8 protein-coding genes are annotated in these 16,743 nt (G+C 64.4%); 5 read left to right on the top strand and 3 right to left on the bottom strand.

What is annotated here, in order from left to right; translation table 11 throughout:
• Positions 1–51: 51 nt before the first annotated feature.
• On the bottom strand, positions 52–1,017 hold the full coding sequence (locus PT282_RS06115) for a hypothetical protein (RefSeq protein ID WP_277168644.1): 966 nt from the start codon (positions 1,015–1,017) through the stop codon (positions 52–54).
• A gap of 1,007 nt (positions 1,018–2,024) precedes the next feature.
• On the opposite strand from PT282_RS06115, the gene PT282_RS06110 reads away from it, so the two are divergent.
• Entirely contained in the window at positions 2,025–7,010 is a 4,986-nt protein-coding gene (locus PT282_RS06110) for an acyl-CoA dehydratase activase-related protein (protein WP_277168643.1), read from the top strand.
• 105 nt (positions 7,011–7,115) lie between these two features.
• Here the strand turns inward: PT282_RS06110 and PT282_RS06105 are convergent, their stop codons facing one another.
• Complete coding sequence (locus PT282_RS06105) at positions 7,116–8,243, bottom strand: NADH:flavin oxidoreductase/NADH oxidase (RefSeq protein ID WP_277168642.1); 1,128 nt, start codon at positions 8,241–8,243, stop codon at positions 7,116–7,118.
• Between the two features lie 380 nt (positions 8,244–8,623).
• Here PT282_RS06105 and PT282_RS06100 point away from each other — a divergent pair, with 380 nt between their 5' ends.
• Together PT282_RS06100 and PT282_RS06095 are read left to right on the top strand one after the other, a co-directional pair.
• Positions 8,624–10,453, top strand: coding sequence for an ABC transporter ATP-binding protein (locus PT282_RS06100; protein WP_277168641.1), 1,830 nt, complete (start codon positions 8,624–8,626; stop codon positions 10,451–10,453).
• Positions 10,437–12,503: an ABC transporter ATP-binding protein gene (locus tag PT282_RS06095; RefSeq protein ID WP_374114150.1), complete on the top strand. Its 2,067-nt coding sequence runs from the start codon at positions 10,437–10,439 to the stop codon at positions 12,501–12,503. The genes PT282_RS06100 and PT282_RS06095 overlap by 17 nt, the downstream gene beginning before the upstream one ends.
• 258 nt (positions 12,504–12,761) lie before the next feature.
• Here PT282_RS06095 and PT282_RS06090 read toward each other — a convergent pair whose 3' ends face one another.
• A complete protein-coding gene (locus PT282_RS06090) occupies positions 12,762–13,073 on the bottom strand; it encodes a metal-sensitive transcriptional regulator (RefSeq protein ID WP_277168970.1) in 312 nt (103 codons plus the stop codon).
• Positions 13,074–13,340: 267 nt separating this feature from the next.
• Here PT282_RS06090 and PT282_RS06085 point away from each other — a divergent pair, with 267 nt between their 5' ends.
• Together PT282_RS06085 and PT282_RS06080 are read left to right on the top strand one after the other, a co-directional pair.
• The gene (locus tag PT282_RS06085) at positions 13,341–13,733 is read left to right on the top strand and encodes a cupredoxin domain-containing protein (RefSeq protein ID WP_277168640.1); all 393 of its coding nucleotides are present in this window, start codon (positions 13,341–13,343) and stop codon (positions 13,731–13,733) included.
• 152 nt (positions 13,734–13,885) lie between these two features.
• Positions 13,886–16,339, top strand: coding sequence for a heavy metal translocating P-type ATPase (locus tag PT282_RS06080; RefSeq protein ID WP_277168639.1), 2,454 nt, complete (start codon positions 13,886–13,888; stop codon positions 16,337–16,339).
• The last annotated feature ends 404 nt before the right edge of the window (positions 16,340–16,743 follow it).

Below are 16,743 nucleotides of genomic sequence, written 5' to 3'. Positions count from 1 at the left end.
GCGATAAGGGCGTTCTATATCAGGCATTTGTAGCTTCGAGTATATGGTCGGCTACAAATGTATTTCGGCAGGAGGGATTCCTGCTTGTGCAAGTTTGTTGATGAGCGGCTGGCGGGCCAGTACTTCGCGATAATCGGTGCGTATCACTGTGGCAAAGCGCGATAGTACGGATTCGCGATGTCGTTCATCGTGCACGACCGAGCGTGTGCTGTGGTTTTGGGTCATGGTGGGATTGGTGTATTTCTCCATGCCGTCATATTCAAGTATCACTTTGCGCCCGTCTCGTAAGGGCCAAAAGAAATCCACGCGGTAATGGCTGGTGGGGGAGTACGGATCCACGAATTCCTGCTGGAGCCGGGGGACAGCGAACCCGGCCTCTATGATGGTCGCGCGGCAAAGGGATTCGCCGCCGTTTTCGCTTGCTGGATCCGCATACCGCAGGGCGTTCATGACGGTGGCCGCATCTTTTTTGTCAAGGGATGGGAGCGTTGTCCTGATGTTCTCGAAGGTCGTCACACCCTGTCGCAATGCCGAATCGAACATACCCAGGCTCTGGACGAACGAATAATGGTGTACGCAATCCGCAAGGGTTCTTTCCGGCGTGGTGACGCGTATTCCATCGCGTATGGTCATTGGAGGGTCGGCGATGTGGATTCGTTCGAGTCTGGCGGCATGATGCTGGTTCTTCGACCACGTGGTGGCGATGAAGACGGGCGAATGCGCGTCAAGTGCGTACGGATACTCGAATCCGTAAACGGCTGCCGCGCTCAGACAGGCGAACTGCCAATGGGGATGCATGAGCTGCAGCGTCCGAATCAGATGCATCGACCTTTCACGCGGTGACAGCGACTCAAGGTAGGATTGGCGGGCATAGACGTTCGGGTAAAGTTTGGCGAGTTCGCCTGCATTCGAACGGTAGCGCATGGCCTGCCGTTCCGCCGACGTCGCACCAAAGAAGTATCGGTGTTGGCGCTCGCTTTCCGCGGCTTTGCCAAGTATGTTCAGGTTCTTCCTCATGGTTGTTGAGTGTAGGGAGGTCAGACTGGAAAACGTCGGCCGATGGGCATATGTGGTCGAACGGTTTAGGTTATCCACATTTTGGGCGTGTCGCGTCGGGATTATCCACTGTGCCTGGCTGTTTGAACTGCGTTTGTAGCCGGGATGCCCATGGGAGCTACATTTGCCTGACCGAGCATATCCAAACGTTGTGTTTGTAGCCGGGATGCTGACAGGGGCGACATTTGCAAGGTTGAGAGGTGCCTGACCTTGCTTTTGTAGCCGGAACATTGGTTGAGGTTTCATTTGCGTCATGGAGATTCGCCTCGTGTGGTGTGTGCTGGGTTGCCGTTGACGGATGGGTGTCGGCGATGCCGATTGGCTGCTGGCTGCATGTTGGGTTTGCGCTTATTTTCGTGTGTTACGCGTTTGGTATCGCGGTGCGATAGAATATAATCCTGTTGGGTTATGAATGGCCTGGGTTGAACGGGAAGCCGCTTCGGTGGATGAGTAGGCTGTCGGCGCTGGTGGTCCGCCGCGCCGCCAAGGCCATGCGTTGCAGGCGGTAGGTCTCAGTTGTCTGAGCCTGGTTCGGTGTACGGGGCGATCCGAAAGCTACGGAAGGATGGCGGATGATCCGCCGCCCATGCTTTTGGCGCTTTGGAACAGTGATCGGCTACAAATGCGTCATGAGGGCCGGCTTTATGACCTGTTTGTAGCTTGTTTCTAGACGAAAGCTGCAAAAGGATAACGAGGGATTTACTAGACGTGTTTTTGTGGCATATGGATGGGAGTGCGATCGAAACATCACTGGATTCGGTGGACATGGGAGTGGTGGTTATCGTATTTGATGATGGCAGTTTTCGCTGTCAAGAGATGTAGGTCACACTACTTGAATCTGTGAGCATAATCACTCTGCGCGCCCTTATGTTCTGGTGGGTCTGCCTACTACTCTACATACTATGTGTTCAAGCTCACAGGCGCAGAGTGCGAAAAGTCTTGACAAGAGTAATGAAGAGGTTTCAGGCATGGTTGACGCAGCAGAATCACGGAAGACCGTGAATACGGATCACCCCCTCCGCGTCGGGCTCGACATCGGATCGACGACGGTCAAGGCCGTGGTGCTCGACCGAAGCGATGACTTGAAGGACGTGCTCTTCGCGGACTACCGCCGCCACAACGCCAACGTGCGCGCCACTGTGGCCGGACTGCTGCGAGATGTCAAGAAGCAGCTCGAGGAGGAGGGTCGCGGCGAGCAGCCCATCAATCTCGCCATCACCGGATCCGGCGGCCTGGGCCTGGCCGACGACATGGACGTGCCCTTCGTCCAGGAGGTCATCGCCGAGACCAAGGCCATCGACGAGGTCTACCCGGAAGCCGACGTCATCATCGAGCTGGGCGGCGAGGACGCCAAGATCACCTATCTGAAGCCCACTCCCGAGCAGCGCATGAACGGCTCGTGCGCGGGCGGCACCGGCGCGTTCATCGACCAGATGGCCACCCTGCTCGACACCGACGCCTCGGGCCTCAACGACATGGCCAAGGACTACAAGATCCTCTATCCGATCGCCTCGCGCTGCGGCGTCTTCGCCAAGTCCGACCTGCAGCCGCTGATCAACGACGGCGCCGACAAGCCCGACCTCGCCGCCTCCATCTTCACCGCGGTGGCCACGCAGACCATCGCCGGCCTCGCCTCCGGCCGCCCGATCCACGGCAACGTGGTCTTCCTCGGCGGACCGCTCTTCTTCCTCTCCGAGCTGCGCGAGGCCTTCGCCCGCGCGCTGGAGGGCAAGGTCGACCGCTTCATCGTCCCCGAGAACGCGCATCTCTACGTCGCCTACGGCTCCGCGCTGATGTGCGGCAACGACAACGAGCTCGACGCCGGCCAGCATTTCAAGCCCCGCAGCTGCGCCGAGATCATCGACGACCTCGAAAGCCTGAAGAACAAGCCCGTCGACACCGCCACCATGCCGCCGCTCTTCCCGACCGAGGAGGACCGCCGCGAGTTCAACGAACGCCATCACAAGGAGCAGATCAAGGTCGGCACCCTCGAGGGCGCGACGGGTCCGCACTTCCTCGGCATCGACGCCGGCTCGACCACCATCAAGGCGACGCTGGTCAACGACGACCGAGAGATCGTGTGGTCGTCCTACGGCACCAACGACGGCAGCCCGCTGGACGCCGCCGTCGAGATCGTGCGCAAGATCGAGCAGCAGCTGCCCGAAGGCGCCTGGATCGCCCGCAGCTGCGCCACCGGCTACGGCGAGGGCCTGATCACCACCGGCCTGCACCTGGACGAGGGCGTGGTGGAGACCATGGCGCACTATCGCGGCGCCGAGATGGTGAGCCCCGGGGTCACCGCCGTCATCGACATCGGCGGCCAGGACATGAAGTACCTCGCCATCGCCGACGGCGTCATCGACTCGATCTCCGTCAACGAGGCCTGCTCGTCGGGCTGCGGCTCGTTCTTGCAGACCTTCGCCTATTCCATGGGCCTGACCATCGAGGAGTTCACGCAGGCCGCCCTGAAAAGCGACCATCCGGTCGACCTGGGCTCGCGCTGCACCGTGTTCATGAACTCGTCGGTCAAGCAGGCGCAGAAGGAAGGCGCCAGCGTCGAGAACATTGCCGCGGGCCTGTGCTATTCCGTGGTGCGCAACGCGCTCTACAAAGTCATCAAGCTGCGTGACGCCGGCCAGCTCGGCGACACCATCGAGGTGCAGGGCGGCACGTTCCTCAACGACGCCGTGCTGCGCGCCTTCGAGCTGCTGACCGGCAAGAAGGTCACCCGCCCGAACATCGCCGGCCTGATGGGCGCTTACGGCGCGGCCCTGACCGCCCGCATGCACTACGAGGACGCGCACGAGCTCGACGAGACCGCCGAGCACACCCGTTCCTCCATCGTCGAGGGCGACGAGCTCGACCACCTGTCGATGACCTCCGAGCGCGACGTGTGCAAGAGGTGCCAGAACCGCTGCAAGCTCACCATCACCACCTTCCAGGACGGCTCGCGCTACGTGACCGGCAACCGCTGCGAACGCGGCGCCGACGCCAAGGCCGAGCGCAGCGACCGCCCGAACCTCTACGACTACAAGTACAAGCGCGTCTTCGCCTACCGCCGCCTGACTGACAAGAAGGCCTACCGCGGCGAGATCGGCATCCCACGCGCGCTGAACATGTACGAGAACTATCCCTTCTGGTTCACCCTGTTGACCAACCTCGGCTTCAAGGTCCGCCTCTCCGGCCGGTCCAGCCACGAGCTCTTCCAGTCCGGCATCGAGTCGATCGCCTCGGAGAACATCTGCTACCCGGCCAAGATGGTGCACGGGCACATCAAGTGGCTGCTGGACCGCGGGGTCAAGACCATCTTCTACCCGTGCGTCTCCTACGAGGAGAACCTCGTCGAGGGCGACACCGACAACCACTACAACTGCCCGATCGTGGCCAACTATCCCGTCGTCATCGAGGCGAACATGGCCGAGCTGCGCGAGCCCGGCGTGCGCTACATGCGCCCTTACTTCAACCTCGCCGACCACGAGCTGATGGTCGACCGCATCGTCGAGGAGTTCGCCTGGACCAACGTCACGCGCGAGGAGGCCGAGGAGGCCGTCAAGGCCGCCTACGCCGAGGACAAGATCTTCAAGCACGACGTGCAGCAGGAGGGCCTGCGCGCGCTCGCCTACATGAAGGAGCACAACTGCCGCGGCATCGTGCTGGCCGGCCGCCCCTACCACATCGACCCCGAGATCAACCACGGCATCCCCGAGACCATCTGCTCGCTCGGGATGGTGGTGCTCTCCGAGGACTCCATCTGCGAGCTGCAGCCGGGCGAGAAGCTGCGCCTGAGCGAATACCTGAGCGACGGCGAGAAGGACCCACGCGCCAAGGACCAGGGCGGCTTCCGCGAGGTGGGCGACCGCAAGGTCACCAAGATGCCGCTGCGCGTGGCCAACCAGTGGGCCTACCATTCCCGGCTCTACGCCGCGGCGAACTTCGTCGCCTCCTACCCGGGCCTCGAGCTCGTGCAGCTTAACTCCTTCGGCTGCGGCATCGACGCCATCACCACCGACCAGGTCAGCGAGATCCTGGCCGACAAGGCCGACGTCTACACGCTGCTCAAGATCGACGAGGTGAGCAACCTCGGCGCGGCGAAGATCCGCCTGCGCTCGCTCAAGGCCGCCATCGAGGAGCGCGAGAACAACAAGGCCAAGCTCGCCCGCGCCGCCAAGCAGGCGCAGGACGGGGCCAAGGACGTCGCCGGCGGTTCCGACAAGGTCGATGAGGCGAAGGCCGAGCGGGCCGCGAAGGCCGCCGCCGACCTGAAGGACGCCGAAAGCAAGCTCGAAGAGGCCAAGGCGCAGCTGGCCGCGGCCCAGGCCGCCGTCGACGCCGCGCAGGGCAAGGCCGATGATGCGGACAGCGTTTCCGACGATGCCGATACGTCCGCCGACGCCGCTTTCGACGCTGCCAGCGAGTCCGCCGATGACGAGACCCCGGCCGACAAGCAGGGCGAGTTCCGCAAGACCGGCTCCAAGGCGCCGACCGCCGGCCGCCAGGTGCTGCTCGACAGCGTGATGAAGGCCAACCCGAAGCTGACCGAGGCCGTCAAGGAGGCCTCTCGCCGCGCCAATGGCGAGAGCGCCGGCACGGATGCCTCATCCGCTTCCAACGCCACCAAGGACGGCAAGGAGAAGAAACGCGGCAAGGGCACCATCTCCGCCTACGCCCACAAGGTGCGCTTCGAGAAGACCATGCGCCGCGACTACACCATCGTCGCCCCGCAGATGAGCCCGGTGCACATGAGCCTGGTCGAGGCCGTGATCCGCTCCGGCGGCTACAAGTTCGACGTGCTGAAGATGGCCGACCAGCAGGACGTGGAGACCGGCCTCAAATACGTCAACAACGACGCCTGCTACCCGGCCATCATGGTCGTGGGCCAGCTGGTCGACTCGATCATCAAGGGCAAGTACGACCCCGACAAGGTCTGCCTGGCCATCACCCAGACCGGTGGCATGTGCCGCGCGACCAACTACTACGGCCTGATCCGCAAGGCGTTGGTCGACGCCGGCTACCCGCAGGTGCCGGTCATCGCCCTTTCCACCCAGGGCATCGAGGACAACCCCGGCTTCACCGCCACCCCGACACTGCTCTGGCGCGCGCTGAAGGCGCTGGTCATCGGCGACCTGCTGATGAAATGCCATTACCGCGTGCGCCCCTACGAGCGGGAGAAGGGCAGCGCCAACAGGCTCTACGAGATGTGGGACACGATCGTGCGCGAGACCATCGAGCACCACGGCCATTCGGAGACCGCCAAGGCCAAGATCGGCAAGGGCTACCTGCCCTACCAGAAGCTCTTGAACGAGATCGTCAAGAGCTTCGACGCCCTGCCGTTGAAGAACATTCCGCGCAAGCCGCGCGTCGGCGTGGTCGGCGAGATCCTGGTGAAGTACCACCCGGACGCCAACAACCACTTGGTCGACCAGATCGAGGAACAGGGTTGCGAGGCCGTGGTGCCCGGCATCATGGAATTCATGACCACGCGCCCCTACATCACCGACTGGAACGAGAAGAACACCGGCATGGGCGGCAACAAGAAGCTCTACGCCGTGATGCGCTGGGGCCTCGACCGGATCCTGAACCCGGTGCGCCGCGCCATCGACTTGGCGCACGGCAAGTTCAGCCAGGACACCCCGATGCCCGAGCTCGTGCGTCTCGCCTCCACGGTCACCTCGATCGGCGTGCAGGCCGGCGAGGGCTGGCTGTTGACCGCCGAGATCCTGGAGCTCATCAAGTCCGGCTGCCCGAACGTGGTGTGCGCCCAGCCCTTCGCCTGCCTGCCCAACCACGTCACCGGACGTGGCATGTTCGGCAAGATCCGCCGCCTGCACCCCGAGGCCAACATCGTCTCCATCGACTACGACCCCGGCGCCTCGGCCGCCAACCAGCTCAACCGCATCAAGCTGATGATCGCCGCCGCCAAGAAGCACGACCGGAAGCTGACCGCCGCCGACTGAGATTGGTCTGGACTACGGAAAATGCGCCAAACAGGACGTCGAAAGACGACAAGCGTCCTGTCTGGCGCATTTTCGTATCCGTTTGCGGGCGAGTGGACGGTTCGGTCACCACTGCGCGCGCCAGTATTGCGGGGCCGCCGGGTTGTCCTCGCGGGGAACGCCCAGGCGGGCGGCGGCGGAGGCGGGCCAGTGCGGATCGCGCATCGCGGCGCGGCCGATCGAGACGGCGTCGACCTGTCCCGTGCGCAGCATCGTCTCGGCCTGCTCGGGGCTGGAAATGCCACCGACCACGCTCACCACGGCGTCAGTGCCGGCCAGGGCGCGCTTGATCGCCACGCCCAGCGAGGCGTGGAAACCGGGGCCCGCCGGCTGCAGCGGGGTGTTGACCAGGCCGCCGGAGGAGACGTCGACCCAGGCGATGCCGTGGTCGGCGACCAGGTTGCGCACCAGGCGCGCGGTGGCCTCCACGTCGAGCCCGCCGTCCACCCAGTCGGTGGCGGAGATGCGGATGCCCAGCGGCTTGGAGTCCGGCCAGGCCCCGCGCACCGCATCGACGACCTCGCGGGTCAGGCGGAAGCGGCGCTCCTCGCTGCCGCCGTACTCGTCGTCGCGCGTGTTGGTCAGCGGGGAGAGCGACTGGTGGAGCAGATAGCCGTGCGCGGCATGGATCTGGATGGCATCGTAGCCGGCGGCGTTGGCCCGGCGCGCGGCGTCGGCGAAGTCTTGCACGATCGCCTCGATGCCGGCCCTGTCGAGCTTCGTGGTCGCACGATAGCCCTTGGCGATGGACCGGTCGGTCATGCCGACCGTCGGCCACCCGCCCTCTTCGACCGGCGCGGAACCGCCGTGCGATCCCGCCAGCCACGGATTGCCCGAGGCCCGTCCGCCGGCGTGGTTGAGCTGCACCGCGGCCGCCGCGCCCTGCGAGTGGATGAAGGAGACGAGGCGTTGGTGCGCGGCCTGCTGGGCGTCGGTGTAGAGCCCGAGGTCGCAAGGCGAGATGCGGCCGACCGGGTCGACGCCCGTGGACTCGACGGTCAGCATGCCGAATCCGCCGGCGGCCATGGCCCCGTAGTGCTGCAGATGCCAGTCGGTGGCCACCCCGTCATGCTGTTCGACGGTGTACTGGCACATGGGCGAGAGGATGGTCCGGTTGCGCAGCGTCAGCCCGGAGCCGTCCGGAGTGGGGATGGCAAGCGGCGAGAACAATGCGGTGTCGCGGTGTGCGTTCATCTGGTGCTCCTTCTATCAATGGCGGAATGGCGTGGCATGGGTGTTGAAAGGCAGCTGATTCCAGTATATGGCGTCCGTGACGCACCCCGCGCCTGCCGAATCCGCGCCGCCGGCCCGGCCGCTTTCCGCCCGCGGATTCCGTTGTCGTGCAAAATGCCTCGAAACGGCTTGTTTCCAACGGTGCCCGGGCGTGTTCCGACCTTGGGAATTGTATCCGGCCTGTAATAGCGTTGAATACAGTCTGCCGGCTTCAGCAGTCCCTCGTCCGGCCGGCCGTGCGGCGCGTCATCGCCGTGGCGGCGGGCGCGGACGGGACGAGAGTCATGGGGGAGAAGCGGCGGCTGCGTCGAAACGGCATATTTCCGTGAAAAGAGGGATGGATGAGCAAGGCACTTGATGCCTCCGAAGACAGGCAGGTGACGCGGGACGGGCAGCGTCCGAGGCATCTGGTCCGCACGCTGCTGCACAGCCTGCGGGAATACAAGCGCGAGACATGGCTGACGCCGTTGTTCGTGATGGTCGAGAGCATCCTCGAGATCCTCATCCCCACCGTCATGGCGCAGATGATCGACCAGGGGGTCTCCGGCGGCTCGATGCCGGCGATCTGGAAGTTCGGCACCATCCTCCTGGGATGCGCGATCGTCTCGCTGTTCGCCGGGTTCATGTCCGGCCGCTACGCCGCCATCGCCTCCTCCGGCTTCGCCAAGAACCTGCGCCACGACCTTTTCGAAAAGGTGCAGTCCTTCAGCTTCACCAACATCGACCGGTTCTCCACTGGCTCGATCATCACCAGGCTCACCACCGACGTCACCAACGTGCAGTTCGCCTTTCAGCTGATCATCCGCGTGGCGGTGCGCGCGCCGATGATGGTCATCGTCGCCTGGATCTTCTCCTTCAGGATCAGCCACTCGATCTCGATGGTCTTCCTGGTCATCATCCCGATCCTGGGCGTGGGCCTCACGGCGCTCTCGCTTTCGGTGCATCCGATCTTCGAGAAGGTCTTCCACACCTACGACCACCTGAACAACATCGTCGACGAGAACCTGCAGGGCATCCGCGTGGTGAAGTCCTACAACCGCGAGGAGCACGAGAGCCGCAAGTTCGGCGCCGTCTCGCAGCGCATCTACGACTACTTCTGCCGCGCCGAGCACGTCATCGCCTTCAACTGGCCGATCCTGAACACCTGCATCTACGGCGCCATGCTCATCATCTCGTGGATGGGCACCAAGCAGATCGTCGGCTCGCACAACAACCCCGCGCTGGGCCTGACCACCGGCGACCTGACCGCGCTGGTCACCTACGCCATGCAGATCCTGATGGCCCTGAACATGGTCTCCATGATCATCGTCATGGTCGTCATCTCCCGCGCCGACGCCGAGCGCATCTGCCAGATCCTAAACGAAGTGAGCACCGTGCGCGACAACGGCCATCCGATCGCCGACGTGCCCGACGGCTCCATCTCGTTCAAAGACGTCACGTTCCGCTATTCCGAAGGCTCCGAGAAACCGGTGCTCGACGACATCAACCTCGATATCGCGGCCGGCAAGACCATCGGCATCGTCGGCGGCACCGGCTCCTCCAAGTCCAGCCTGGTCCAGCTCATCCCCAGGCTCTACGACGTCTCATCCGGCTCGCTCGAGGTCGGCGGCCACGACGTGCGCGACTACGACCTGGTCGCCCTGCGCGACGCGGTGGCCATGGTGTTGCAGAAGAACGTGCTGTTCACCGGCACCATCGCCGAGAACATCCGCTGGGGCAACCCCGACGCCAGCGACGAGGACGTGCGCCGCGTCTGCAGGCTCGCCCAGGCCGACGGCTTCATCCAGGAGTTCCCGAAGGGCTACGACACCTATATCGAGGAGGGTGGCTCCAATGTCTCCGGCGGCCAGCGCCAGAGGCTGTGCATCGCACGCGCGCTCTTGAAAAAGCCGAAGATCCTGATTCTGGATGACTCGACCAGCGCCGTCGACACCAAGACCGACCAGCTGATCCGCAGCGCCTTCGCCACCGAGATTCCCGACACCACCAAGATCATCATCGCCCAGAGGCTCGCCAGCGTGCAGGAGTCTGACGAGATCGTGGTGCTCGACGAAGGACGCATCCTCGACCACGGCACGCACGAGCAGCTCTTGCGGACCTGCGGCGAATACCGGTCGATCTACGAATCCCAGACGAAGAGCCAGGGCAAGGGGGATGACGACGATGAGTGAGACGAACATGAGCGCGACCGAAACCAAGACGGCGACCAAGGCCGTCAAGAAGACCAAGACCGCCGTCCCGCCGATGAGGAAGGCGCCGAAGGGCACCGCCAAGCGCCTGATGGGCTACATCTTCCACTACCGCTGGCGCTGCATCGTGGTCATCATCGGCATCCTGGTGTGCGCCTGCACCCAGTCGCTGCCCTCCTTCGTGCTGCAGCCGCTGATCGACAACTGCATCATGCCCTTCATTCACGCGCAGACCCCGGACTGGGGCCCGCTCATCCGCATGACCGTCGTGGTCGGCTCCATCTACGCGGTGGGCATGCTCTGCTCGTTCATGTGGAACTACATGGTCGTCGGCATCGAGCAAGGGGTGCTGAAGACCGTGCGCGACCAGATGTTCGACCACCAGCAGAGGCTGCCGATCCGCTACTTCGACACCCATGAGCACGGCGACATGATGAGCCGCTACACCAACGACACCGACACCCTGCGCCAGATGGTCTCGCAGTCGCTGCCGCAGCTGCTGATCTCCGGCTCGCCGGTGGTCGCCGCCCTCTTCGCGATGCTCTGGCTCTCCGTGCCGTTCACCGTCTTCACCGTCGTCTTCGTGGTGCTGATGATGCTGCTGGTGCGGGTGATCGTCAGCCGTTCCGGCCGTTACTTCGTGCGCCAGCAGGAGACGATCGGCGACGTCAACGCTTTCGTCGAGGAGTCTGTCAACGGCCAGAAGGTCGTCAAGGTCTTCAACCACGAGGACGCCACGCAGGCCCGGTTCGACCGGAAGAACGAGGAGCTCTTCCACGCCTCCGCCCAGGCCAACATCTACGCCAACATCACCATGCCGGTCATTGGCAACATGGGCAACGTGCTCTACGTGCTGCTGGCCATCGTCGGCGGTGTCGCCGGCATCAACGGCTGGTACAACTTCGGCATCTCCGGGCACGGCACGTTGACGCTCGGCGCGATCGTCTCGTTTCTGACGCTCTCCAAGGCCCTGATCAACCCGATCAGCCAGATCTCCTCGCAGATCAACATGATCATGATGGCCCTGGCCGGCGCCGCCCGCATCTTCAACCTCATCGACGAGCCCGCCGAATCCGACGACGGCACCGTGCGCCTGGTGAGCGTGGAGCTGGGAGAGGACGGCCGCACCATGACCGAGGCCGACCACGAGACCGGCCACTGGGCCTGGAAGCGCGAGGCCGACGACGACGGCACACGTTCGCTCGAGGCCGCCAGGAAGCTCAAGGGCTCGGCTCGCGAGGTGGCGATGAAGGCCCATGAGAAGGCGGTCACCTCGCCCGACGGGCGTCTGACGCTGCTGCGCGGCGACGTGCGCTTCACCAACGTCTCCTTCGGCTACAACCCCGACAAGACCGTCTTGCACGACATCACCTGGTTCGCCAAGCCCGGCCAGAAGATGGCCCTGGTCGGCGCCACCGGCGCGGGCAAGACCACCATCACCAACCTCATCAACCGCTTCTACGACATCCAGGAAGGCCAGATCCTCTACGACGGCATCGACGTGAAGAACATCCGGAAGGATGACCTGCGCCGTTCCTTGGGCATCGTGCTGCAGGACGTCAACCTCTTCACCGGCACCGTGCTCGACAACATCCGCTACGGCCGGCTCGATGCCACCGACGAGGAGTGCGTCGCCGCCGCCAAGCGCACCAACGCCGACGGCTTCATCCGCATGCTGCCGCAGGGATACCACACGGTGCTCGAAGGTGACGGAAGCGGGCTCTCGCAGGGCCAGCGCCAGCTGATCTCCATCGCGCGCGCCGCCGTGGCCGACCCGCCCGCCATGATTCTCGACGAGGCGACCAGCTCCATCGACACCCGCACCGAGGAGGTCGTCGAGCAGGGGATGGACAACCTGATGACCGGGCGCACCGTCTTCGTCATCGCCCACCGCCTCTCCACCGTGCGCAACTCCGACATCATCATGGTGCTCGACCACGGCCGCATCATCGAGCGCGGCACGCACGACGAGCTCATCGCCCAGCGCGGCGAATACTACCAGCTCTACACCGGCAAGCTCGAGCTGGAGTAGGGGTGGGTTCCCGGTCTGGTTGTGAAATATAGAACGGCCGATTCCGCTGTCGCTTCGTGCGCATGCGGAATCGGCCGTTTTGTTGGTACTGCCATATGCCCTGCGTCCGGTCGCTGTGCCGTTTCCAGGCGCATTTGTAGCTTTTGCGATTGTTCTGGCTACAAACCTCTGACGGACGAGAGCCAGGAATTGCATTTGTAGCTTACGGCTGTTTCAGGCTACAAACCGATGGTGAAAATGCATAGGAGGCGGTACGGATCAGGACTTCACCAGGCGCTTGATGGCGGCGACGGCCTCGTCCATCTTCTCGTCGGCCACCGGGCCGCCCTGGGCCGCGGCCGTGGCGACGCAGCTGTTGAGATGGTCCTCGAGCAGCAGCAGCGCCACCGATTTCAGGGCGCTGTTGGAGGCCGAGATCTGGGTGAGCACGTCGATGCAATAGGTGTCGTGCTCCACCATCGCGGTGATGGCCCGCACCTGCCCCTCGATGCGGCGCAGGCGGGTGACCAGTCTCCTCTTGTCGTGGATGTAGCCGACGTGGGCGCAGTGGCCGCGGGCGCCTTCGGGCAGGTTGATTTCCCCGCTGCTATCCGCGGCCCTGTCGCCGTCGTTTTGTTCGTGCTGCCGAAGCTGCGCCATGTCGTTTCCTTCCCGCCGGACCCACGCCGAAGCGACGCGGGCCAATCGCCGGCCACAGGTCGATGAAGTGTGGCATTCGTTGCGATGCTGAGCTGAATCCTTTGACACATTATACCCCTAGGGGGTATGGTTGGTTTCAGTTACAGCGAAGCCGCCGGCGCCATCGAAACGGGGCGCGGGCGACGGAATCGAGGATGAATGTTTGTCAATGCGGCGGTGGTCCTGGCGGCGCTCGTGGCGAGCGTGGCCATCATCTGGTACTTCTTCGCGCCCCGCAAGGCCGCGCGGGCCGGCCGTGAGGGCGAGGTGCAGACCGCGCGCATCGTGGTCAAGGGCGGCTACACCCCGCAGGTCGTCGACGTCGAGGCGGGCACCCCGGTGCGCTTGCGCTTCGACCGTCAGGAGGACGGCGAGTGCTCCTCGCATGTGGTCTTCAGCGACCTGGGCATCGACCGGACCCTGCCGGCGTTCGAGACCACCGACGTCGAGTTCACGCCGAGCAAGCCCGGCGACCTGCCCTACGCCTGCGGGATGAACATGCTGCACGGCATGGTGCATGTGCTGCCGAAAGGCGCGAAGGGCAACGGCTGAGGAACCGGTCTTTGCTGTTCGTGCGCCCGCGTCATCCGTGTCGGCCATCTCGGTGACGGACGGATCGACAGGGCGCACTGAACGGGATAGGGAAACCGATGCCACCGGTGAACGGTGACGGCAATGGAAGTATGAAACGATACGGAGCGGATATGAGCCAAGTGCGCAACCAGACAGCGACGCCAACGGGAAACGGCGATTCCGCCAACGTGCCGGCCGCCGCCGACCCGGACGCCGAGCGCAAGCGCGAGATCAAGACCCTCGAGCGCCGGCTCATCGTCGCCGCCGTGCTGACGGTTCCGGTGTTCGTCTTCGCGATGTTCGGCATGTGGCTCAAGGCTTTCGTGCCCATGGGCGTCATCGGTTTCTTTACCAATCCATGGGTCGAGCTCGTGTTCGTCACGCCGGTCATGTTCTATTCCGGCTGGCCGATCCACCGCACCGGCTGGCTGGCGCTCGTCCACCGCGCCCCGGAGATGAACTCGCTGGTGGCGTTGGGCACCGCCGCGTCCTATGTCTACAGCCTGGTGGTCACCGCCGCCCCCGGCATCCTGCCGCCGAGCGCGCGCGAACCCTATTACGAGTCCGTGGGCACCATCATCACGCTGATGCTGCTGGGCCAGCTCTTCGAGGCGCACGCCCGGCTCGGCACCGGCGAATCGATCCGCGCGCTGGTCAACCTCACGCCGAAACGGGCGCATGTCGAACGCGGTGGCAGGCAGCTCGACATCGACGCCGGTCAGGTCGAAGTCGGCGACATCGTCGTCATCCGGCCGGGGGAGCAGCTGCCGGTGGACGGCGAGGTCATCGACGGGAGCAGCTCCATCGACGAATCCATGATCACCGGCGAATCCATGCCGGTGACGAAAGCCAAGGGCGATATGGTCACCGGCGCGACCATCAACGGCAACGGGACGCTGCGCTACCGGGCCACCAAGGTCGGCCGCGACACCGTGCTCGCGCAGATCATCAAGCTGGTGCGCACCGCCCAGACCTCCAAGGCGCCGATCCAGAAGCTCGCCGACAGGATCTCCGGCTACTTCGTGCCCGGCGTCATCCTCATCGCCATCTGGACCTTCGTTATCTGGTGGCTGCTCGGGCCGGCGCCGCAGGGGCTCTACGGACTAGTCTCCGCCGTGGCCGTCCTGGTCATCGCCTGCCCGTGCGCTCTGGGCATCGCGACCCCGCTTTCGGTGACGATCTCCACCGGCAAGGCCGCCCGCTTCGGCGTGCTCATCCGCTCCGCCGAGGCGCTGCAGACCGCCCGCGGCGTCGACACCGTCGTGCTCGACAAGACCGGCACCATCACGCGGGGCACCCCCGAACTGACGGATGTCTCGTGGGCGGGCGATAGCGCGGATGCCGGCGAAACGTCCGGCTCGTCGGATGATGCGTCGCGGAACGCCATGCTGTCCCTGATCGCCGGAGCCGAGCAGGCCTCCGAGCATCCGCTCGCGCAGGCCATCGTCAAGGGCGTGCGCCAGCGCGGGCTCGAGGCACCGAAGGCCGATTCGTTCGAAGCAGTGCCGGGCGGCGGCGTCGCGGCCAAGGTCGACGGGCGCGATGTACTCGTCGGCAACAACGGCCTGATGGACGACCGCCACGTCGATATGAAAGCGTCCGACGACGTCGAGACGACGGCTGGTGATTACGCCAGGCAAGGCAAGACGCCGATTCTCGTCGCCATCGACGGCACGCTCGTGGCCGTCCTCGCCGTGGCGGACACCGTCAAGCCGGACTCGGCCAAGGCCATCGCCGCGCTGCGCGAACGCGGGCTGCAAGTGGTCATGCTCACCGGCGACAACGAGACGACCGCCAAGGCCATGGCCGATCAGGTGGGCGTCGACCGCGTCATCGCCGGGGTGCGCCCGGAACGCAAGGCCGCCGAGATCGTGCGGTTGCAAAATGAAGGGCACATGGTCGGCATGGTCGGCGACGGCATCAACGACGCCCCGGCGCTCGCGGCCGCCGACGTCGGCTTCGCCATCGGCACCGGCACCGACGTGGCCATCGAATCCTCCGACATCACCCTGGTCTCCGGCAGCCTCACCGGCCTGGTCACGGCCATCGACCTCTCGCGGGCCGCGATGCGCAACATCAAGCAGAACCTCGGCTTCGCCTTCGGCTACAACGGCATCGGCATCCCCATCGCCGCCGGCATCCTCTACCCGCTCTGGCACATCATGCTCAACCCGATGATCGCCGGCGCCGCGATGGCATTCTCCTCGCTCTCCGTGGTGCTCAACGCCAACCGGCTGCGCGGCTTCGACCCGAAGGCCGTCAGGCCGCGCCGCTTCGCCTTCAAGCCGCGTGAGCGCCACGTCGAGCTCGGGGAAGCTGAAGGGACGGCGGCACCCGGCAAACCTGTCGGCGCGTCCTCGGATGCGTCGGATACCAACAACCACAATGCGAAAGCGAAAGAAGGAACCACCATGGATATGAACATGAACGCTGGCGCCAGCACCGTCAAGGACCCGGTCTGCGGCATGATGATCGATCCGAAGACGGCCGCGGCCAGCCTCGAGCACGACGGCCAGACCTACTACTTCTGCAGCCAGGGCTGCGCCGACAACTTCGCCGCCGACCCCGCCAAGTACCTCGGCTGAAATCTGGGACCGTAGGGCGTTCGTACTTTAGGGTGGATAGGAAAGTGCAACCCGCTGATGGCGACGAAAGCGGGTTCGTATCCACGCCAAAGTGTGAGCGCCTTTTTTGGATGCCTCGGTCGCAACGGGCACGAGTCTCATCTTTTGAGACGATTTATAAAAAGAATGTCGCAAAAGGCGGTGGAAGCGTGTAGGGTGGGAACCGTGATTCGGCGAAGGTCTCGGCCTCGGCGGTCATCGCGGCGGGTGCCCGGCAAACTGGAGGCCGATTGCCCGCGGCGGTATGGTGGGGCGTCGTCGCTTCTTTTCTTTCTTCCTAATTCCCGAAGCGCCCCACCATGCCCATCGTGCGTGACCTGCCACCCAGCAGGTCCCGCCGTTGATTGATCGCCGGCGAACCTTTA

It is taken from the genome of Bifidobacterium sp. ESL0763 (assembly GCF_029433395.1).
GTDB lineage: Bacteria > Actinomycetota > Actinomycetes > Actinomycetales > Bifidobacteriaceae > Bifidobacterium.
Note: the sequence above shows the minus strand (reverse complement) of the source record. Positions and strands in the feature narration are given on the sequence as shown.

Excerpts from the sequence above, each read along its gene's own strand:
- PT282_RS06115 (WP_277168644.1), bottom strand. The coding sequence starts at position 1,017 with ATGAGGAAGAACCTGAACATACTTGGCAAAGCCGCGGAAAGCGAGCGC.
- PT282_RS06110 (WP_277168643.1), top strand. The coding sequence starts at position 2,025 with ATGGTTGACGCAGCAGAATCACGGAAGACCGTGAATACGGATCACCCC.
- PT282_RS06105 (WP_277168642.1), bottom strand. The coding sequence starts at position 8,243 with ATGAACGCACACCGCGACACCGCATTGTTCTCGCCGCTTGCCATCCCC.
- PT282_RS06100 (WP_277168641.1), top strand. The coding sequence starts at position 8,624 with ATGAGCAAGGCACTTGATGCCTCCGAAGACAGGCAGGTGACGCGGGAC.
- PT282_RS06095 (WP_374114150.1), top strand. The coding sequence starts at position 10,437 with ATGACGACGATGAGTGAGACGAACATGAGCGCGACCGAAACCAAGACG.
- PT282_RS06085 (WP_277168640.1), top strand. The coding sequence starts at position 13,341 with ATGTTTGTCAATGCGGCGGTGGTCCTGGCGGCGCTCGTGGCGAGCGTG.
- PT282_RS06080 (WP_277168639.1), top strand. The coding sequence starts at position 13,886 with ATGAGCCAAGTGCGCAACCAGACAGCGACGCCAACGGGAAACGGCGAT.